Raw genomic sequence first — 18,910 nt, forward strand, 5'->3', positions numbered from 1 at the left:
CCACCGAATCTGAATAGGTGAACATATGAGCGACCTGCTGGAGCGACTGCGTGGACGCGGCTGGCGGATGACTTCCCAGCGGCGTGTCGTTGCGGAGGTCCTCGACGGCGAGCACGTCCATTACACGGCCGACGAAGTGCACGCCCGGGCGGCCCAGCGGCTGCCCGAGATCTCCCGGGCGACCGTCTACAACACCCTGGGCGAGCTGGTCTCCCTCGGGGAGGTCATAGAGGTCGCCACGGACGGGCGGGCCAAGCGCTACGACCCCAACGCGCACCACCCCCACCACCACCTGATCTGCTCCAATTGCGGCACGATCAGGGACGTCCACCCCACCGGCGACCCCCTGGCCGACCTCCCCGCCGACGAACGCTTCGGCTTCACGGTCTCCAACGTCGAGGTGACGTACCGGGGCCTGTGCGGGGCCTGCGCTTAGCAGCGGACTTTGCGGACCTCGCGGACGGGGCGAGGCGGGCGGGTCCTGGGCGCCGTACGAAGTCAGCGCCCCGCCCGCAGCCCGTCGCACAGCACAGCCAGGGCCAGTCGGGGATTCGCGCCCGCGTTCGCCCGGTGGCGCAGGGACAGGAGGATGCCCGACAGGAGGGCCATCAGGTCGGCGATGGTGATGTCGGGGCGGATCGTGCCGGCGGACTGGGCGCGGGTGAGCAGGTGGCCGAGGGTGCGGTGGAGGTCGGCGGAGGTCGCGTCGACCGTTGCCTGGATCTCGGCGCCGGCGTGGGCGATGGCGTCGATCAGGTCCGCCTTGGTCACCGCGTCCGTCACCAGTCGGTCGAGGATCGTGAACAGGGCCGCGCCGGGGTCTTCCGCGTCGTGCAGGGCCTGGGCCTCGGTGAGGAGCGGGTCGAGGCGTTCGTGGACGACGGCCTCGAACAGGCCCTCCTTCGTGGGGAAGTGGCGGTACAGCGTCCCCGGGCCCACACCTGCCCGGCGCGCGATCTCGTCCAGTGAGACCGAGAGTCCCTCGGCGGCGAACGCTTCCCTGGCCACCGCCAGCAGCCGGTCCCGGTTGCGGCGGGCGTCGGCGCGCAGGGGCCGGTTCTCTGTCGCCATCTCCGGGGCCTTCCTCGTCGTCGGGCACGTCGTCGGGCATTTAAACGGGGCGCAGTCTCCGGTACGGTGAGGTAAGTAACCGGGGCGCGCTCTCCGATTTTAGCGCCCCGCCTTGCCCCGTCTCCCGTTTCCTTTCCTGTGCCGAGGAGAACCGCCGTGGCCACGCCCACTCCCGCCCCCACCCGTACCCGCACCGCGTTTCTCGCCCTCGACCTCGTGACGTACATCGTCGACAACTTCAGCCACGACCCCTCCGTCGCCGAGCGCGCCGCACAGGCCCTCGGCGCCGCCCGTACGGCCGGACTGCCCGTCTTCCATGTCGTCCCGCAGGGCATGCAGGAGCAGATCCACCCCCTCCTGGTGCCCCTCGAAGGTGAACCGGTGCTCACCAAGACGTCCTTCAGTGCCTTCGCCACCACCGATCTCCGTGAGCTGCTGGAGACCGCCGGCGTCGGCCGGATCGTCGTCGCGGGCGTCGCCACCTCCGGGACCGTGCTGTCCACGACGCGGTGGGCGGTCGACATCGGGTACAAGGTCACCGTCGTCGCCGACGCCTGCGACGATCCCGACGCCGAGGTCAACGCCGTGCTGCTCGACGAGTCGGTCGCCCCCAAGAGCTGGATCGGACTGTGGCGTATCGCCGACGTGCTGCCGGGGGACGGGATCCCCGAGCTGCGCCCGTGACGTGAACCACGGGGGCCGCCCGCTCACCCCCGCCCCAGCACCACCGTCCCGGACGAGCAGAACCAGCCCCCCGTCCCCGAGGCCACCGCAAGCTCCGGCAGCCCTCCCGCAGCCGTACGGACCTGCCGCGCATCCCCGTCCCCGCGCAACTGCCGTACCGCCTCCACCAGCAGGAACAGCCCTCGCATCCCCGGGTGTTGGGCCGACAGGCCGCCCCCGTCGGTGTTGACCGGCAGCTCACCGCCCGCCACCTTCAAACGCCCCTTCGCGACTTCCACGAACTCCCCGCCCTCCCCCTTCCCGCAGAACCCCAGATCCTCCAGCGTCACCAGCGTCATATAGGTGAACGCGTCGTAGATCTCCGCGAAGTCGATCTCCTCCGGCCGAACTCCCGCCCGTTCGAAGGCGATCCGCCCGCTCACCGCGGCGGGGGACACCGTGAAGTCCTCCCACTCCGACATGCTCACGTGCGAGACGTGTTCGCCGGTGCCGAGGATCCATACGGGCCGGGTCCGGCAGTCCTGTACGTACTCCTCGGCCGCCAGCAGTACCGCCGCGCCGCCGTCGGAGCGCAGGCAGCAGTGGAGCTTGGTGAAGGGGTCGGCGATCATCGGGCCCGACAGCACCTCGTCGACGGTGATCGGGGTGCGGAACATCGCCTCCGGGTTCAGGGCCGCGTTCGCCCTCGTCTGGACCGCCACCGACGCCAACTGCTCGATGGTCGTGCCGTACTGGTGCATGTGGCGGCGGGCCGCCATCGCGTACTTGGCGATGAGGGTGTGGCCGTAGGGGACCTCGAACTGCATCGGGCCGCGCGCGCCGAAGGAGAGGTTCCCCGTCCGGCGGCCCGCCTTCACGTCGGCGCGGGCCGTGGAGCCGTAGACGAGGAGTACGGCGTTCGCGTGGCCGGCGGCGATCGCGTCCGCCGCGTGGGCCGCCATGACCTCCCAGGTCGCGCCGCCGACCGAGGTGGAGTCGACCCAGGTGGGGCGCAGGCCGAGGTATTCGGCCACTTCGGCGGGGGCCAGCGTGCCGAGACCGGCGGACGCGAAACCGTCCACCACCTCCCGGCCGAGCCCCGCGTCCGCCAGGGCCCGCCGGGCGGCCTGCGCGTGCAGTGCGTACGGGGTCATGTCGTCGACCCGGCCGCAGTCCGACAGGGCCACTCCGACGATCGCGACCTTGCGACCACCACTCACCATAAAACTGACGGTACATCAGCTCGGACTCTGTGCGTCAGGGGGCGGGAGGCCTAATATGACGGACCGTCAGATCTTCGACAACGAGGGGGGATCACGTCATGGACGCCCGTTTCACCCCCGAGCAGGACCACATCCGCCGCACCCTCCGCGAGCTGCTCCGCAAACGCTGCTCACCCGGTGACGTACGGGCCGCCGTAGACACCCCGGCCGGCTACGACCCCGCCCTCTGGGTCGCGCTCGCCCGCGACCTCGGCCTGCCCGGCCTCGCCCTCCCCGAGACCCACGGCGGCGTCGACGGGAGTACGGCCGCCGAACTGGCCCTAGCTGCCGAGGAGTTGGGCCGCGCCCTGGCGCCCTCCCCCCTCCTCGCGACCGCCGTACTCGCCGCCCCCCTCGTCACCGCGCTCGGCACCGACGCCCAGCGCGCCGACCTCCTCCCACGCATCGCCTCCGGCGCCCTGACCGCCGCCCTCGCCGTCCCCGGCACCGCCCTCGCCACCGTCCTCTCGCTCACCGGCGAACCCCGCCGCGACTGGGCCGGGGGAGGCCGGGCGGGCGGCGTGCAGGCGACCCGACGGGATCCCGGGTGGCGGCTGTACGGGCAGGTCGGGCAGGTCCTCGACGGACACAGCGCCCAACTCCTCCTGGTGGCCGCCCACGCCGGCGGGTACGCCCGTTCCCGCACCCTGCTCTTCCTCGTCGCCGGCGACGCCCCCGGCCTCGTCCGCGTCCGGCAGACCTCCCTGGACGCCACCCGGCCGCAGGGGCGCGTCGAACTACGGGACGTACCCGCCGAGTTGCTCGGGGACGAGGAGGCCGACGTCCTCGGACCGCTCGCCCGGGTCGGGGATGTGGTCGGCGCCGTGCTCGCCGCCGAGGCCGTCGGCGCCGCCGACCGGATCCTGGAGCTGACCGTCGAACACGCCCTGAGGCGCGAGCAGTTCGGCCGGGCGATCGGGTCCTTCCAGGCTGTCAAGCACCGGCTCGCCGATGTGTACGTCCAGGTCCAGGCGGCGGGCTCGGCCGCCTACTACGCGGCCTGGGCAACCGCCCACGAGGAGGAGCGAGTCGGAGGGCTCGCCCTCGCCCAAGGCCTCGAATCCCTTCGTACCGCGGCCTCCGAAGGCATCCAGCTGCACGGCGGTATCGGCTTCACCTGGGAGCACGAGGCCCAGTTGTACTTCAAGCGCGCCGCCGGTGACGAGCTGCTGTTCGGGCCGGTGCACCGGCTCCGGGCGTACGCGGCCGACGCCGCGCGGCTCTTCGGCACCGGAGAGGTGGCGGTCTGATGCCCGTGACAGCGGCCAGAGTCGTGAAAATGGTCCAGAAGGTGTCCTCGGCCCCGGCGTTCGCGCGGATCGCCCCGCACGTCGTCCCCGCGCTCGACCGTGCCGTCCACCGGCTGACCCGGGGAAAGGTGCTGCTCAGCGCCCAGTTGCTGCCCGGGGTCGTGCTCACCGCACGCGGGGCGAAGAGCGGGCAGGCACGGCGTACCCCGCTCGCCTGCATGCCGCAACCGGAGGGGAGCTGGCTGCTCGTCGGGTCCAACTTCGGGCGGACCGGTCACCCCGCCTGGACCGCCAACCTCCTCGCCCACCCGGACGCCGAGATCAGCTGGAAGGGGGAGGACATCCCGGTCACGGCCCACCTGCTGACGGGCGAGGAGCGGACGGCCGCCTGGAAGGCACTGCTCGCGTTCTGGCCGCCGTACGCGACCTATCAGGCGCGGATCGACCGGCAGATACGGGTGTTCCGGATCGTACGGCGGTGAACGCACGCCGCTGAAGCCGGAGATGTGCAATGCAGACATGCGGCAGGCGGTGGTCCACCTGGGTGAACCACCGCCTGCGTGACAGGACTTGGGCCTGGAGAGGCTTGCGGGACCTGGAGTAAGGGGGCGTGGGTTATTTCGTCGGCTTCTTGCCGGTCACGCCCAGGTGGACCAACAGGGCCAGGTTGGGCTTCAGTTCAGCCTGTTTCACACCCCAGCTCTGGAAGCCCTTCTGGTGTGAGGCCACCGCCGCGAGCATCGCGACGAGGGAGCCGGCCATCGCGGCGGGGTTGACGTCCTTGTCGACCCTGCCCTTGGCCTGGAGCTCGGTGACCGTGTCCGTAAGGGAGTTGTTCACGGAGTTGAGGATCTTCATACGGATCTTGTAGAACCGCTTGTCGCCCTCGGCGGCGCCCAGATCGACGACCCTGAGGATCGCGTCGTTGCGGCGCCAGAACTCCAGGAAACCGTCCACGAGTTCCTGGGCGGTCTGCCAGCCGGCCTTGCCGACCCAGGAGCGACCCGTGAGCAGCTGAGTCAAACCGGCGCCCTCGGCGGCCATTTGCTCGGCGATTTCCAGGACGGCGCCTTCGACGTCCGGGAAGTACTGGTAGAAGGTGGCGGGCGAAGTCCCCGCCTTCCGGGCGACATCGATGACTTTGACGTCCCGGTAAGGGGAGGAGCTGAGCATCTCGCTGAGGCAGTCGAGCAGCTTCTGCCGGGTCGCCTGCCCACGCCGACCGGCCACACGGCCGTCGACGGTACGCACTTGTCCTGTCATGCCGTCAGCTTACCGAGGGGTGATCGGAGCGCGATTCGGCCGACTGCAAATGGGGTGCGTGGGTGGTGGGAGGCGGCTGTGGCCGGTCCGGCGCCTGCCCGGTGGCCGGCCTCGCGCATGGTCTACGGCTGCTCTGCGGGATGCGTGAAGGACCGTTAACTTGACGGTATGGCCGAAAACAGGGCATCCGCCCGCACAGAGGGCGTCCCCTGCTGGGTGGACGCTCAGCTGCCCGACGTCGAGGCGGGCAAGCGCTTCTACGGTGAGCTTTTCGGGTGGTCCTTCGACGACTTCCTGAAGGGCGAGGGCTCCGTGCGGGCCCTGTGCGACGGCGAACCCGTCGCCTCCCTGGCCCACAAGACGGACGGCCGGATGCCCACCGTCTGGACGGTGTACTTCGCCACCCCGGACGCATACGCCCTGGTCGCCCGCATCCGCGCGGCCGGCGGCCAGGTGATCACCGCCCCGGTTCCCCTGGGCGGCCTGGGCACCGCGGCGCTGGCCACCGACCCCGAGGGGGCCGTCTTCGGCCTCTGGCAGGCGGGTACGCACTCCGGGTTCGGCCGCCGTCACGAGCCCGGCACCTTCGCCTGGGCCGAGCTGTACGCCCGGGACACGGCCGTCGCCAACGCCTTCTACGGCGCCCTCTTCCACGAGGCGCTCTTCGGTCCGGACGCGGTCCCCGACTTCGGCCGGGCCGATGTGTCGGAGGTGTTCCCGGCCGTGATGCCGCCGCATTTCCTGGTCCATTTCGCGGTCACGGACATCGAGGAGGCGCTCGGGACGGTGAACCGGCTCGGCGGTCGCGTCCAGGCGACGCCCTTCGACACTTCGTACGGGAATGTGGCGGTCGTCACGGACAATCAGGGGGCGTCGTTCGCGCTGCTCCAGAAGTGAGCGTGCGTGAGGAGGCCCACGGGAGGGGGTTTTGCCCTGGGTCGTGTGGAGACACCCCGTTCCGGACCCGAGTTCGCAACCTGTGGCCGGGCCAGGAAGAATCGGGATGCGTGCCGCCAAGGCGGTGGCGGTGGTGAGACGCTGCACGGGGTCGCGTACATATGTAGGTGACGCGGCTCGTACGGGGAGGTGGCAGGCAAGTGGTGGATCAGCTGACACAGCACGATCCGCGGCGGATCGGGCCGTTCGAGGTGCTGGGACGGCTGGGTGCCGGCGGCATGGGGCTGGTCTATCTCGCGCGCTCGGCCTCGGGCCGGCGGGTGGCGATCAAGACGGTCAGGACGGAACTCGCCGAGGACCAGCTGTTCCGGGTCCGCTTCACCCGTGAGGTGGAGGCGGCGCGGGCCGTCTCCGGCTTCTACACGGCCGCCGTCGTCGACGCCGACCCGCGTGCCGCCGTGCCGTGGCTGGCCACCGCGTATGTTCCCGCGCCCTCCCTCGAAGAGCTGGTGAACGAGTGCGGGCCGATGCCGGCCCAGGCGGTGCGCTGGCTCGCGGCGGGGGTCGCGGAGGCGCTGCAGTCCATCCACGGCGCGGGCCTCGTCCACCGGGACCTCAAGCCGTCCAACGTACTCGTGGTCGAGGACGGGCCGCGGGTCATCGACTTCGGTATCGCCTCCGGTGTATCGAACACACGTTTGACGATGACGAACGTGGCGGTCGGAACCCCCGCCTACATGTCCCCGGAGCAGGCGAAGGACTCGCGGAGCGTGACCGGCGCGAGCGACGTGTTCTCGCTCGGCTCGATGCTGGTCTTCGCGGCCACCGGCCACGCCCCCTTCCACGGTGCGAACCCGGTCGAGACGGTCTTCATGCTGCTGCGGGAGGGCCCGGACCTCGAAGGGCTCCCGGACGAACTCCGCCCCCTCATCGAGTCCTGCATGCAGATGGAGGCGACCGGCCGCCCCAACCCCGCCGACCTCCAGGCCCAGCTCGCCCCCCACCTCTTCGGCCCCGGCTCCGACGACAGCGGTACGGCGTCCGCGTGGCTGCCCGAACGTGCGGTGAGCCTCATCGAGCAGCGCCGCGGCGGGCGCCCGGCGGCGAAGCCGCAGGCGTCCGGCGGCAGAAGCGGCGGACGCCTCTCGATCCCGCCCCCGCCGTCCCACGACCCCGCCCCGGGATTCGGCGGCGGACCGAGCCTCGTACCCGGCCCGGCGCCCATGCCGTCCTCCGTACCCGTGGGGGCGCCCGACACCGGCCCCGTACGGCTCGCCGGCGCCCCCGTCCCGATCGGCCCCGGCCCGCGTGTCGCCGACGCCCGTGCCGCCGCCGTGAAAGCGCCCCCGCCGGAGGCCGGCCTGGTCGCCTCCTGGTCCCGCCCGCGCCCCGGCGTCAACGGCGCCGACCCCGCCGTACCGGCCCCGCAGCCGCTGCCCCCGGAGTCCCCGGCGGGCTGGCGCCCCTGGCGTTTCCGTATGTCGAACGACGTCTGGGGCACCCCGGCCGTCGCCGGCGACCTGGTCTACGTCACCTCCTTCGAGGTGCACGCCCTGGACGTCATGACGGGCCGCCGCCGCTTCAAGACGAGAGACGTCGCCTGGTCGATGGCGGTCGCGGACGGCCGTATCCACGCCTCCGACGGCCCGACCCTCTTCGCGCTGGACGCCCGCGAGGGCATGGACCTGTGGCGCCTGTCCACGGACGCCTGGGTGTACTCCCTCAAGGCCGACCGGGGCACGGTCGTCACCGGCACGCGCGGCGGCGGCGTCCAGGGCTGGGACGCGGCGACCGGCCGGAAGCTGTGGGAGCACACCGGCGTCCAGACGGACTTCGAGGCCCCGGAGGCCGGCCCCCACGTCCACGACGGCACGGTGTACATCTGGATGGACGGACGGCTGCGCGCCCTGGACGCCCGTACGGGTGACGAGCGCTGGTCCTACCCGATCGGCGACGCCGCCTCCTGCGGCGGAGTCCCGGTACGGCTGACCCCGGGCCCCGACGGCCAGGTGTACGTCTCCGCGGGCACCCGCGTCCTGGCGATCGACGCCATGGGCGGCCACGTCCGCTGGCACTTCGAGGCGCCGGCGGTCTTCCTCTCCCCGCCCACCTTCGCGCCGGGCCCGGCGGTCACCGGCGGCGGCGTGTACCTCGCCGACTACCTCGGCACGGTGTACGCCCTCGACGCGGCGGACGGGCGCGACCGCTGGCGCATCGCGACGGAGTCGCGCGCCTCGATCGAACCGGTACTGGTCGCCGCGGGACACGTCCACGTGGGCAGTGGCAAGGGCCTCTACACGCTCGACGCGGTCACCGGCACCCCCAAGTGGCGCTTCCAGGCGGGCGGCGACATCGTCGGCGCCCCGGCGGTGGCCGAGGGCCGCATCCACTTCGGCTCGACCGACCACCTCCTCTACACCCTGAAGGCCGACGACGGCCGCCTGCGGTGGAAGCTGGCGACCGGCGGCGAGATCACCGGCGCCCCGGTGGTCCAGGACGGCGTGGTGTACGCGTGCAGCAAGGACCGGTGCGTGTACGCACTGGACGCGGAGAAGGGGACGGGGACGGCGCGGACGAGTTGACTCCCCGGTCCGTCCGGAGCTTGAGACCGGGCCGGCCGGGCTGCTCAAGCTTCTCTCCCGCCCACCCGCCCCCGCCGCTTCCGCAGCCCAGGCCGCAACCCCGCAGGCACGTGCCGACACCTGTCAAGCACCGGCCCTCACCCTCCAAGCACCGGTCGGCATCTCCAGCCCGTCCGGCATTTGAGGACAAGACCCGTTCAGGGGCTGGCTGTGTCAGTGTCTTCGGGTGCCGTTTCAAGGTGACTCCCGGAGTCGTTTTGGCGAGTTGCGCATGATCAATGTCAGCGTCTCTTGGTGGCGCATGCGCGTGCGAGTGGCGGGTTCCGTCGGGGCAGCCTGCTCGGCATGGATCGAGCCCACCTGCTCATCGAGAGCACGCTGAGAACCCTTCTTTGAACCGGCACCCGCCGATGTCGCGGAACTCAGCACGCGGATCGCCCGTCTCGAACACGGCCTCGGGGAGCAATGGAACAGTGGTTGGCGTTAAGCATTGGCCGACGTCATGGACGCCGTTGACGGCGGGTGTTCCCGCCGGTTACCCGTGCTTGTCCGGTTCGGCGTCGGCGAAGGCGCGGTATCCGCCGAGAGAATTCGCACCCGAAGGATCTCCGCCCAATTGCCTTGCCTTAGAGCGCAGTTCAGCACCTAGCGTCTCCGTCATGACGCCACTCCAGCACAAGATCGGATCGGGCTTCGGCGCCCGCAGCACCGCTGACGACGTTCTGAGCGGGATCGACCTGTCCGGCAGCACCGCGATCGTCACCGGTGGCTACTCGGGACTCGGTCTGGAGACGACCCGCGCACTGGCCGATGCCGGAGCCCGCGTCATCGTCCCCGCGCGGCGACGGGCGGTCGCGCAGAAGGCGGTCAAGGGCATCGACGGCGTGGAGACCGACGACCTCGACCTGTCCGACCTCGAAAGCGTCCACGGCTTCGCCGACCGTTTCCTGGCCACAGGCCGCACGATCGACATAGTGATCAACAACGCTGGGGTCATGGCCTGCCCCGAGACGCGGGTCGGTCCGGGCTGGGAGGCGCAGTTCGCCACCAACCACCTAGGTCACTACGCGCTGATCAACCGTCTCTGGCCGGCGATCGCCCGCGGTGGCGCGCGTGTGGTCGCCGTGTCCTCCGGCGCCCACGGCATGGGCATGCACTGGGACGACCCGCACTTCGAGCGCGGCTACGACCGATGGGAGGCGTACGGGCAAGCGAAGGCGGCCAACGTACTGTTCGCCGTCGAGCTCGACGCGCTGGGCCGCGACGCCGGGGTCAGGGCGTTCGCGGTGCATCCGGGCAGCATCCTCACCCCGTTGCAGCGCCATCTCGCGAAGGCGGAGATGGTCGACGCGGGCTGGATCGACGAGCAGGGCAACCCGGCCGATCCCACCTTCAAGACGCCCGGCCAGGGCGCGGCCACCCAGCTGTGGGCTGCCACCTCACCTCAACTGGCGGGCATGGGCGGCGTGTACTGCGAGGACTGCGACATCGCCGAGCCGGCAGCCGAAGGAACAGAAGGCGGCGTGCACGCACATGCGACCGACCCCGAGCAGGCTGCGCGCCTGTGGGCACTGTCGGCTGAGCTCACGGGCGTCGACGCGTTCAGGGCGGCAGCCTAGAGCAGGAGGACTTCGGAACTTCGGAGATAAAAACCCGCGTCACCCCAGCTCAGGCGTCCCCGAGAGGAACTGCACCCTGCCGGGATCGATCGATCTGAGTGTCAATTCGAAGTCGGACGTGTCCGGCTGAACACAGGAGGTTTCCATGGCCAAGGGTTACTGGGTCAGTGTCTACCCCGCCATTTCCGACCCTGAGAGGCTGACTGCCTACAACGAGCTGGCCGGTCCGGCTGTCCAGGCCGGGGGCGGGCGCGTCCTGTCCCTCCTTGGCGGTCGAGTCGTCGCCCACGAGGCCGGAATCACGCAACGCGTCGTTCTGATCGAGTTCGACAGCTTTGAACAGGCCGTCGCGGCATACGAGAGCGAGGCATACCAGAAGGCGCTGGTGGCCCTCCCCGACGGCGTCGAGCGCGACTTCCGCATCATCGAAGGCATCGACTGACCGGCGGGCCCAGCCATCGCTGAGCATCCGTAAGCCGGCCGCCTAGCCACACCACAGGCACCACCCTCACCCGAAAGCTCGGGCCAGGGTGTCACACACTGCACACCGTAGGGCAGACCCACCCGGGCCTGCCCGACAGGCCGTCTCCGGAGAGATCCCGCACAACTCGTCAGCCCATAGCGAGAAGGCTGAGTTCGGGCCGCTGTCGGGAGGGTCTCCCGCGTGGCGGCCGGTCAGCTGGCTTCGGCGCGCTCGGCCGCCGCCTTCGTGTGGGCGAGAGCCGGTAGGACTCGGTGCCAGTCTGGATGATCGCGCCGTTGAAGGTCAGCCGGTCGACGATGGCCGCGCAGAGCCGCGGATCCGTGAACGTCTTCGTCCACCCGGAAAACGACTCCCGAAGTCACCGCCGTAACCAAGGGGCCGTAGGGGGTACGAGCGGTACCCCGGAGGGCCCTCCGGGGTACCGCGTTTTCGTGCTGGGCCTCGGTTACCTCGATCAGTAGATGAAGTTCAAGATCATGAGGCAGAGCATGAGCGCCATCGGTTCGGGCACCGAAGCAGGGCAGCTACGAACCCTCGGACGGGGTCTGATGAGTGTGGACAGCCATAGCGTCCGACTCGTACGACCACCCCTTGGGGTGTCGGCCGCAGTCCGTACCGCTTCGGGGTCCGTGATGGCTATCGGAAGGCAGTCACGGAGACTGACGAGCATGCTCGGTACGTCCCGCCTGGTGAGTGTGCCGAGTTCCCAGGCGCGCCCGTCCCGGGTGATCTCCCAGCACACGCGGTACCAAGTCGCCCTGGTGTCAGGGGAGTTCATGCGCTCGCTCCCTTCACTAGGGCCGGAGTCATCCGGTGACAGCAGCACGTGCACACCAGGTAGCGCACCCCGGGAGTGCCGCTGTCGCGGGGCTCCGCGTCCCGGCACCGGTCATGGGTGCCGATCGTGCAACGCCCGGACACGTACGAGCGCTCCGGCATCCAACTCGACTGATCCAAAGGGGAGTTCATCACTCGCCCGCCCCCTTTCCGGTGCTGGTCCTGGGGTGGAGCGGGTTCACGTTCCACGTGCGGCCCCAGGGGTCGCTGTGGTCCCCGTCGTGCCCGTGGGGGAGGACACAGGCGCCCAACTCGCCGAGGATCGGGGCGCCGTAGAAGAGGGACGCGCGCGCCTTCCCGCACCGGTCCGTGTTCGTCGGTGTCGTCATCGGGACCCCCCGGCGTAGGCGCGGCGGTAGGTCGCCCACAGTTCGCGCCCGGTCTCGCAGCCGTCGAGCGCCTTGCCCGCGCCCTTGCAGCCGTCGGTGCACTTGCGGGTGTGCTCGTGCCACAGCCGGTAAGCGCGCAGCATGGCGTCTTCGGCAACCCTCACGGTTGCTCTGACCCTCGCGCCGGTCATCGGGACCCCACCCCGTCCAGCACGGCGTGAATGTCGCGGATGTCCAGGTCGAGCCCGAAGTCCGCGGCCAGTACCAGGGCGGTACGCCTGCCGTACTGGGCCACGCGTTCCCGCGCGGTCCAGTACGGCCGCACACGTGCCGTACGCGGGCTCATGGGCGCCATGTCGGCGAGAGCGGGCAGGTACGGCCGCGACAGACGGGACGCGGAACCGTCCAACGCTCCCCGGTCGGCGCTGTACGGCGACCGGCGCTGAACAGGTACCCGCCCCACCAGGCACGCGTGACCCTCTACGTTCTCGCAGGTCACAACGGTCCGATTTGCCGTCGACACCTTCCGGCGGGTACCGGTCGGCGGGAACAGGCGGACCAGGACCCGAAGGACCAGGACCGACCGGAGCCAGTGCAGCGCAGCCGCGCTACGCTCAGCCATGTTCGTCACTCCCTTGAAGTGGTGGACCAAGCCCCGGGAGTCCTGACCGACTCGCCGGGGTCTTTCGTTTCCTTGCCTTGACCACGCTACTACCCCATGCGTCCCCATGCGTCCCCATGCGTAAGGACGCGTGCTCTCGATGCGACATGCGTGGGGACGCTGCACGGTGGAACAATGACGGAGTTGCCGCAGTACCTCTACATGGAGCTGGCCGACCGAATCGCCGCCGAGATCAAGAACGGCAAGCCATCGGTAGGCGGCCGTCTGGCCGGAGAACGTGAGATGACCGAGATCTACAGCGTGAGCATTGGCACCGTTCGCCGCGCCCTTGCTGAACTCCGTGATCGCGGCTTGGTGGCCACGCTGCCGATCAAGGGGACATACGTCATTCGCACTGAGCCCGACAGCACAGACCAGGGCGGGGAGTAAGGAGCGTAGGCATGGTTCACGGGCTCCGTACGGCGGGTGATCGGAGGAGACGACGGGCCGACGACTGCTGGCCCGGATCGACGGCGACGCATGGACCTGGCGGTCGGCCGCTGGCTCGCCGACCACCGCGACCGTTCCCGGGGCCTCCCGCTCGCCCTGCTCGACCTCAAGTAATCACGAAACGGACACCCGCCGACTACGCCGAAGCCCCGGGCTGGACGGGCGCTGCGGGCCCGCTCCTCGTCGCGCTCAGCCCAGCAGCTTGACCTGCGCCGCGAAGTCCACGAACGGCATCCACGACGACGGCGGGAAGGCCAGGGTTCCGCCGTCGCGGTCCTTCGTGTCGCGGACCATGACCTTCGCCGGGTCGTTGTCGGCCACTTCGACGCAGTTCTCCGTCTGCGTGTAGAAGCTTGTACGCCAGTTCGGGGTCACGGGCTGCATGGTGCTCTCCTAGTCGCTTGGCATCTGATCGAAGTGCTGGATGGCTGTGAGGATGAGGTCGCGCACGGCGGTGCCGTAGACCGCGGACTGTTTCAAGAGAGCGAAAGCCTTGGCGTACAGGTCAATCTCTCGTGGCTGCGTGACGGAGAACTCCGCCGAGTAGGTCTCCACCAGGACCAACTTGTCGTCGAACATCGAGAAGCCGTGACCGAGCCAAATCTCCGTGGAAGCGGCGCGCGGGACGATGCCCAGGCTGACGCGAGGCAGTCCCAATAGGGCTAGCAGACGGTCGAGTTGGGCCTTCATAACCTCTGGCCCGCCCACGTTGGAGTACAGAGACTGCTCGCCGAGGAGCACGTGGTAAATCCGGTTGCCCTCGTAGAGGTACCGCTGCCGTTCGAGGCGCTTGCCAACCGCGGCCTCGGTGTCGTTGGGGAACTCCAGGAAGCGGACGGCTTGTTGAAAAATCTCGGCGGCGTAGTCCGCCGTCTGGAAGGTTCCCCAGACCATGTTGGGGTGCCAGATCCGAAAGACCTTGGTCTTGGCGTAGACAGGCAGGGACTTCTTCTGCCGGGTCTCGGCCCCTGTCTGGACTTGCCGACGCCACTCCAACCACAGTTCGTCGATGTGGCGAACCGTGGCGACAAGATCAGAGATGTACTCCTCTTGCCGGGTCGCTGTACACCAGGCCCTGATGTCCTGCTCGCTCGCGTTCTGCTTGCCGTGCTCAAGGCGGGAGACCTTCGATTCTTGCCAGCCGAGGGCACGCGCCAAGGCCCGGCCGCTAGTGAATCCGGCATCCTTCCGGAAGCCGCGCAGCCGGGCGCCCAGCGCTTCGCGCGTTTCTTGTGCTTGGTTGCCCACGGATGGTTCAGGGCTTGTATTCGCGGTGCGGAGTCGCCAGGGTCCACAGCAGGTCCCGGACGCGGACACACTCGGCGACGACGTCCGGAGTCTCAACCAACTCCGAGCCGAGCACTCGGCCGTCGCCGTCGAAGTGCCCCACGGCCAGGAGCCGACCGTCGAACAACCACCAGTCGTTGCCGCCTGCGGGGAAAGCCAGCTCGGCCGGAACGAGTTGCCGAGGCACCCACCTGATCTCCTCGCCCGCCTCCTCGTTGTGCGGGGTGGCGGCGTGCTCCCACTGAATGTAGGGCGAGTGTGGTTCGGTGACGACACGCACGCGACGAACAGTCTTGCCCTCGCCAGTGACGCGCTGGATCAGCTGGGTCCACGGCTCCATGTAGGAGTAGTCGACGGCCTCTCCGCGGAGCCAGCTCTCGAACGGGCCGTCCTCATCGGGAACGGAGTAGTCGTCCCTCAGCTCCAGATGGAAGGCGTCCTCCGTGAAGGTCTCAAAGAGCCGGTTGCGCTTGGCGCTGGAGATCAACTCCACGCGGTTCCTCCAGTAGGGCGGTGATCGCGGCCTTGGGGACCTCGACCACGGTCTCGTAGTCCGGAATCTCCATCTGGGACAGGGCCTCGGGGTCGGTGACCTCCAAGCCCTGAACAACGTACGTGCCGCCAGGTGTCAGGACCATGATCGGGTCCTCGATCCGCCTGATCTCGCCGGCCGCAAGTCCGTCCTCCTTCAGGAACTCGAACAGCTCCGTCGGTACTTCTACAGCCGTCTGCCCCTCGGGAACGTCGAGCTGCATCAGCAGGTCGTTCGCGAAGATCTTCCAGCCCTGGACGAGGTACGTCTCCCGATCCGTGGCGTAGAGCGTTGGGCAGTCGCCCACGGTGGAGTTCTTACCAAGGAACCGTAGCTTCATGGCGCTCTCCTGTCTGCTGCCTTGCGCTTGTTTGCGCGACACCTCGATGGTCGAGGGCCTGTTCGGGCCCGTCAATCGACTTGCTGCAAACTCGCGCAATCTCCTTGGGAGTTGGGTGACACCTGCCCTACGGTCGTGTCACCCCGAGTGGCCAAGGGGCCTCGGAGCAACGCGCTGCGGTGCGGCACCGGAAACCCTCTTCCCAGCCCCGAACTGCGGAGGACAGCGCGATGACTCTTGCTTTGCAGAGTGCGACCGCCAGCGAAGCGCAGCGCGAGACGGTACAGAGCGTCCCCGGCTGCACAGCGAGGGCGGAGCCATCGCAGGGGAGAGCGCCGCAAGCACGCGGCCTGGGGAGAGACATGGAACGACCTCTTCGCTTCGTCGTGTCCTGCACTCGCACCCCTCAGCGAGTGAGGCAACTTCGCCGGATCGGTGCCGCCCATCTCCGGCTCTGGGGCCTCAACTGCTGTGTGGACACGGCCAACTTGTTGATCAGTGAGCTGGTCACCAACGCCGTCCGATACGGCACGGAGAACATCAGCATCTCCGTCTCGTACTGGAAGGGCGAGGTTCGTATCGAGGTCAGCGACGGGAGCCCCGACCGCCCCGAGGTGAAAAGACCAGAGGTCGACGAGGAAAGCGGCCGGGGCATGCTGATCGTCGAGGCCCTCTCCGAGGATTGGGGTACGAGCCCGGACGGCACCCGCACGTGGTGCACGATCGCCGTACCGGAGCCGGTGGTCCCCGAGTCGGGATTCTGGTGCGAATGGCGGGAGGCAGACGGCACGAGACTTGGGGTTGCCGCCATGCCTACGCCGGACCGCGCGATCCGCTGGGCCCGCATCCAGATGCGCGTCATCGCCTCGGCCATCGAAGCATCGTTGGTTGGCTACGTCTGGGACTGGCTCTCTGACGGATGGCGCGAGCCCACCGAGGCACTGAAGAACGGCGAGGAGTTCACGCTCCCCCTGACAGCCGGGCCGTACACGTTCATCTGGCACGCCCGTCCGGTGCGCTTCGTGCCCGTGGTCGGGGGAATCCCTCTGCCTCACCTCGCGGAGGTGGAGCCGGAATGGGACTGAGGCCCCACACAGACCCCCGTAGGCAGGCACCAATCCGCAGATCTCCCCGTGCCTGCCTGCGGGCCCAGTGCGCCACCCGACCCGACGAAACGAGGGACAGATGAGCGTCACCACCGCCCGGCCGGCCCGGAGCCATGGGGCCACAAGCCCGCTCCGCAGCCGTCAAGCCGTTCGCAACTTCCTTGAAGGCCAGGCGCTCACCCCGGCCGACCTGTCCATGGTGTTACTCGTCACCGAGGAGCAGGCGGACCGGCCCATGCCGACCGTCACAGTCAGAGAACTCCCTGCCGTGATGCGCGAGGCCCGCGCCCTCGGCATCCGATCCGTCAAGGTCTTCGCCGAGTCAACCGAGCGCGATGCGTCGGGCGAGTTCTCGGTCACTCCGGATGCGCTCATGGCGCGCGCCGTGCGGGCGGCGAAGGACGCGGAACCAGGGATCGCCGTCATGACGGAGACCTGCCTGTGCTCGTACACCGACACCGGGCACTGCTACGTGACGGACCGGAACGGGCGCCCGGACATCGACGCCACGATCGACGTGACCTCCCGGCAGGCCGTGACGCACGCTGCGTCCGGAGCCGACATCGTGGGCCCCGCCTCCATGGTGCTCGGCACGACGAAGGGCACCCGCAAGGCTCTCAACGACGCGGGACACGAGAGCGTCTCGATCATGCCGCACGTCATCTTCTGGAGTTGCCTCTACGACGGCTTCAGGCTCACCATGGGCGCCACCCCCAAGGCAGGCGTCGACCGCGAGTTCCAGATCAGCCCCGGCAAGCCTGAGCAGTTCATCGACACGTCGCTTCAACTCGTCGGGGACGGCGCCGACATGCTCCTTCTGGAGCCCGCGATGTTCAGCGCCGACGTGCTCGCCGAGTTGAAGAAGCGGACCTTGGCGCCCCTCTTCCCGTTCTCGGTCTCGGGCGAATACACCACCCTCTCCACCGTGGACTCCAAGACGGGCAAGCGTGACGTGCGGCGGCTGGTGGAACTCTTCACCATGCTGAAGCGGGCCGGGGCGGAAGCCAGCATCACGTACGCGGCGCTGGACATCGCCCGGTACCTCAGCGACTGACCGCAGTTCGCGCTCGAATCTCGTCGAGGATGGAGTGCGCGCCTTGGTCGATCAGCTCCTCGGCCAGGGTCGCGCCGAGCTTCTCCGGCTCATCCACCGATCCCGAGAGAGCACCCGTTACCCTCCGGGTCCCGTCGAGCGACGTGACCTGAGCGAAGAGCGACAGGGAGCCGTCCGGCTTGGTCTCCGCGAACGCACCCACGGGCACGCTGCACCCGCCGTGCAACTCGGCGAGAAGGGCGCGTTCCGCTCGCACCTGTGCGTCTACGGAGGCGTCTCCTACGCTGGAAAGAATCTCTTTGATCTCCGCATTGTCCTCGCGCACTTGAATTCCCAAAGCCCCCTGCCCAGGGGACGGCGGGAACAGTTCCAGCGGGAGTAGTTCGCCAATTGCGCCGTCCAGGCCGAGACGGCGAAGACCTGCGGCAGCGAGGACCACGGCATCGAGGCCCATGGTCTCGATCTTCTTGAGCCGCGGTGGCACATTCCCCCGAATCGGAATTATCTCAAGGTCAGGGCGGACTGCCAGGAGTTGAGCAACCCGCCGCGGGGCGCCGGTTCCGACCCGCGCCCCAGTCCGCAGACCGGACAACGTAGAGCCGCACAGGGCATCCCGTACGTCCTCCCGGCCGGGAGGCGCCAAGAGCATGAGCCCAGGCGGGTTCGACGTGGGCAGGTCCTTCAGGGAGTGAATGACAACGTCCACGTCTCCCCTGCTCAGCGCCGCTTCCTGCTCGGTACTGAAGGCACTGCCCCCACTCACCGCCGAGACATTGGAGAGCAGCGACTTCCGATCCTTGTCGCCGCCTTCCAGAATTACCCGGTGCGTAAACGTGGTTTCAGGAAACCGCTCACGGAGCGGAGCAAGATATTCCTTAACCTGGACTTTAGCGAGGTTACTTGCCCGCGAGCCGACCAAGTAAGTAGCCACGGAGATCAACTCCCGACAGGTGATGGACAGTCAAGTTATGCTACTCCTGCCCCGCATGCGCTTATCCCGACTAATTGTCGGAATAAGCGCACTCGCCCTAAGAATTGCAGCTCATCACTAACTCGCCAAGGCGAGGCTGGACTCGAATTCTTCATCACGGGCGGGCGAGGCAGGGCTGTCGATCACCTTGGGCTCAGACGGCCCAGACCCGTCGACCGGGTCGCTCCAGGGCTTCACCGGAGATGCCTCACAGCTGCGAACCGGCAACGCGCCCCGGGCGATGACTACCAGG

Annotated in this window: 23 protein-coding genes and 1 pseudogene; 12 read left to right on the top strand and 12 right to left on the bottom strand. The window is 69.0% G+C overall.

Translation table 11 applies throughout. From position 1 onward, the window contains the following. Positions 1-25 precede the first annotated feature (25 nt). Positions 26-436, top strand: a complete 411-nt coding sequence (locus ACH4TV_RS38965) for a Fur family transcriptional regulator (protein WP_398406066.1) — start codon at positions 26-28, stop codon at positions 434-436. 62 nt (positions 437-498) lie between these two features. On the opposite strand, the gene ACH4TV_RS38970 is transcribed toward ACH4TV_RS38965, so the two are convergent. Next, positions 499-1,071 carry a TetR/AcrR family transcriptional regulator gene (locus ACH4TV_RS38970; RefSeq protein WP_398406067.1) on the bottom strand — a complete coding sequence of 191 codons (573 nt, stop codon included), beginning with the start codon at positions 1,069-1,071 and terminating at the stop codon, positions 499-501. 156 nt (positions 1,072-1,227) lie between these two features. On the opposite strand from ACH4TV_RS38970, the gene ACH4TV_RS38975 reads away from it, so the two are divergent. Further along, positions 1,228-1,755: an isochorismatase family protein gene (locus tag ACH4TV_RS38975; protein ID WP_398406068.1), complete on the top strand. Its 528-nt coding sequence runs from the start codon at positions 1,228-1,230 to the stop codon at positions 1,753-1,755. 23 nt (positions 1,756-1,778) lie between these two features. On the opposite strand, the gene ACH4TV_RS38980 is transcribed toward ACH4TV_RS38975, so the two are convergent. Further along, positions 1,779-2,957 (bottom strand): thiolase C-terminal domain-containing protein, encoded by a 1,179-nt coding sequence (locus tag ACH4TV_RS38980; protein WP_398406069.1) that lies wholly within the window; start codon positions 2,955-2,957, stop codon positions 1,779-1,781. A gap of 98 nt (positions 2,958-3,055) precedes the next feature. Between ACH4TV_RS38980 and ACH4TV_RS38985 the strand changes: the two genes are divergently transcribed. After that, the gene (locus tag ACH4TV_RS38985; protein ID WP_398406070.1) at positions 3,056-4,246 is read left to right on the top strand and encodes an acyl-CoA dehydrogenase family protein; all 1,191 of its coding nucleotides are present in this window, start codon (positions 3,056-3,058) and stop codon (positions 4,244-4,246) included. Beyond that, positions 4,246-4,728, top strand: coding sequence for a nitroreductase family deazaflavin-dependent oxidoreductase (locus ACH4TV_RS38990; RefSeq protein WP_398406071.1), 483 nt, complete (start codon positions 4,246-4,248; stop codon positions 4,726-4,728). Before ACH4TV_RS38985 ends, ACH4TV_RS38990 begins: the two co-directional genes overlap by 1 nt. 133 nt (positions 4,729-4,861) lie before the next feature. Here ACH4TV_RS38990 and ACH4TV_RS38995 read toward each other — a convergent pair whose 3' ends face one another. Then, positions 4,862-5,509: a TetR family transcriptional regulator gene (locus ACH4TV_RS38995; RefSeq protein ID WP_398406072.1), complete on the bottom strand. Its 648-nt coding sequence runs from the start codon at positions 5,507-5,509 to the stop codon at positions 4,862-4,864. A gap of 168 nt (positions 5,510-5,677) precedes the next feature. Between ACH4TV_RS38995 and ACH4TV_RS39000 the strand changes: the two genes are divergently transcribed. The 4 genes from ACH4TV_RS39000 to ACH4TV_RS39015 all read left to right on the top strand — a co-directional run bounded on the left by ACH4TV_RS39000 (position 5,678) and on the right by ACH4TV_RS39015 (position 11,049). Beyond that, a complete protein-coding gene (locus tag ACH4TV_RS39000) occupies positions 5,678-6,406 on the top strand; it encodes a VOC family protein (RefSeq protein ID WP_398406073.1) in 729 nt (242 codons plus the stop codon). Positions 6,407-6,606: 200 nt separating this feature from the next. Continuing rightward, positions 6,607-8,988, top strand: a complete 2,382-nt coding sequence (locus tag ACH4TV_RS39005) for a PQQ-binding-like beta-propeller repeat protein (protein WP_398406074.1) — start codon at positions 6,607-6,609, stop codon at positions 8,986-8,988. A gap of 659 nt (positions 8,989-9,647) precedes the next feature. Continuing rightward, positions 9,648-10,607: an SDR family NAD(P)-dependent oxidoreductase gene (locus ACH4TV_RS39010; protein ID WP_398406075.1), complete on the top strand. Its 960-nt coding sequence runs from the start codon at positions 9,648-9,650 to the stop codon at positions 10,605-10,607. A 145-nt stretch (positions 10,608-10,752) separates the two neighbouring features. Further along, the gene (locus ACH4TV_RS39015) at positions 10,753-11,049 is read left to right on the top strand and encodes a DUF1330 domain-containing protein (protein WP_086602292.1); all 297 of its coding nucleotides are present in this window, start codon (positions 10,753-10,755) and stop codon (positions 11,047-11,049) included. Positions 11,050-11,218: 169 nt separating this feature from the next. On the opposite strand, the pseudogene ACH4TV_RS39020 reads toward ACH4TV_RS39015, so the two are convergent. From ACH4TV_RS39020 to ACH4TV_RS39035, 4 genes and pseudogenes are all read right to left on the bottom strand, one after another. After that, a pseudogene (locus ACH4TV_RS39020) lies at positions 11,219-11,443 on the bottom strand (ATP-binding protein); the annotation flags it as partial. Between the two features lie 616 nt (positions 11,444-12,059). Continuing rightward, positions 12,060-12,257 (bottom strand): hypothetical protein, encoded by a 198-nt coding sequence (locus ACH4TV_RS39025; protein ID WP_398406076.1) that lies wholly within the window; start codon positions 12,255-12,257, stop codon positions 12,060-12,062. Continuing rightward, positions 12,254-12,421 carry a hypothetical protein gene (locus ACH4TV_RS39030; RefSeq protein WP_398406077.1) on the bottom strand — a complete coding sequence of 56 codons (168 nt, stop codon included), beginning with the start codon at positions 12,419-12,421 and terminating at the stop codon, positions 12,254-12,256. The genes ACH4TV_RS39025 and ACH4TV_RS39030 overlap by 4 nt, the downstream gene beginning before the upstream one ends. Positions 12,422-12,444: 23 nt before the next feature. Continuing rightward, on the bottom strand, positions 12,445-12,879 hold the full coding sequence (locus ACH4TV_RS39035) for a hypothetical protein (RefSeq protein ID WP_398406078.1): 435 nt from the start codon (positions 12,877-12,879) through the stop codon (positions 12,445-12,447). A gap of 174 nt (positions 12,880-13,053) precedes the next feature. Between ACH4TV_RS39035 and ACH4TV_RS39040 the strand changes: the two genes are divergently transcribed. Beyond that, positions 13,054-13,308 (top strand): winged helix-turn-helix domain-containing protein, encoded by a 255-nt coding sequence (locus tag ACH4TV_RS39040; protein ID WP_398406079.1) that lies wholly within the window; start codon positions 13,054-13,056, stop codon positions 13,306-13,308. A 36-nt stretch (positions 13,309-13,344) separates the two neighbouring features. After that, positions 13,345-13,482, top strand: coding sequence for a hypothetical protein (locus tag ACH4TV_RS39045; RefSeq protein ID WP_398406080.1), 138 nt, complete (start codon positions 13,345-13,347; stop codon positions 13,480-13,482). A 75-nt stretch (positions 13,483-13,557) separates the two neighbouring features. Here ACH4TV_RS39045 and ACH4TV_RS39050 read toward each other — a convergent pair whose 3' ends face one another. The 4 genes from ACH4TV_RS39050 to ACH4TV_RS39065 are packed head-to-tail and all read right to left on the bottom strand — an operon-like array spanning position 13,558 to position 15,527. Further along, positions 13,558-13,752: a DUF397 domain-containing protein gene (locus ACH4TV_RS39050; protein ID WP_398406081.1), complete on the bottom strand. Its 195-nt coding sequence runs from the start codon at positions 13,750-13,752 to the stop codon at positions 13,558-13,560. 9 nt (positions 13,753-13,761) lie between these two features. Continuing rightward, entirely contained in the window at positions 13,762-14,616 is an 855-nt protein-coding gene (locus ACH4TV_RS39055; protein ID WP_398406082.1) for a Scr1 family TA system antitoxin-like transcriptional regulator, read from the bottom strand. Between the two features lie 7 nt (positions 14,617-14,623). Beyond that, a complete protein-coding gene (locus ACH4TV_RS39060) occupies positions 14,624-15,148 on the bottom strand; it encodes a DUF6879 family protein (RefSeq protein ID WP_398406083.1) in 525 nt (174 codons plus the stop codon). Further along, positions 15,108-15,527 (bottom strand): hypothetical protein, encoded by a 420-nt coding sequence (locus tag ACH4TV_RS39065; protein ID WP_398406084.1) that lies wholly within the window; start codon positions 15,525-15,527, stop codon positions 15,108-15,110. The genes ACH4TV_RS39060 and ACH4TV_RS39065 overlap by 41 nt, the downstream gene beginning before the upstream one ends. A 362-nt stretch (positions 15,528-15,889) precedes the next feature. On the opposite strand from ACH4TV_RS39065, the gene ACH4TV_RS39070 reads away from it, so the two are divergent. Further along, positions 15,890-16,612: an ATP-binding protein gene (locus ACH4TV_RS39070; protein ID WP_398406085.1), complete on the top strand. Its 723-nt coding sequence runs from the start codon at positions 15,890-15,892 to the stop codon at positions 16,610-16,612. Positions 16,613-16,712: 100 nt separating this feature from the next. Continuing rightward, complete coding sequence (locus ACH4TV_RS39075) at positions 16,713-17,687, top strand: hypothetical protein (protein WP_398406086.1); 975 nt, start codon at positions 16,713-16,715, stop codon at positions 17,685-17,687. Here the strand turns inward: ACH4TV_RS39075 and hemC are convergent. Further along, positions 17,677-18,618 (bottom strand): hydroxymethylbilane synthase, encoded by a 942-nt coding sequence (gene hemC, locus ACH4TV_RS39080; protein WP_398406087.1) that lies wholly within the window; start codon positions 18,616-18,618, stop codon positions 17,677-17,679. The two genes, ACH4TV_RS39075 and hemC, sit on opposite strands and share 11 nt — an antisense overlap. Positions 18,619-18,910 lie beyond the last annotated feature (292 nt).

The organism is Streptomyces sp. NPDC020898, assembly GCF_044333925.1.
Lineage (GTDB): Bacteria > Actinomycetota > Actinomycetes > Streptomycetales > Streptomycetaceae > Streptomyces.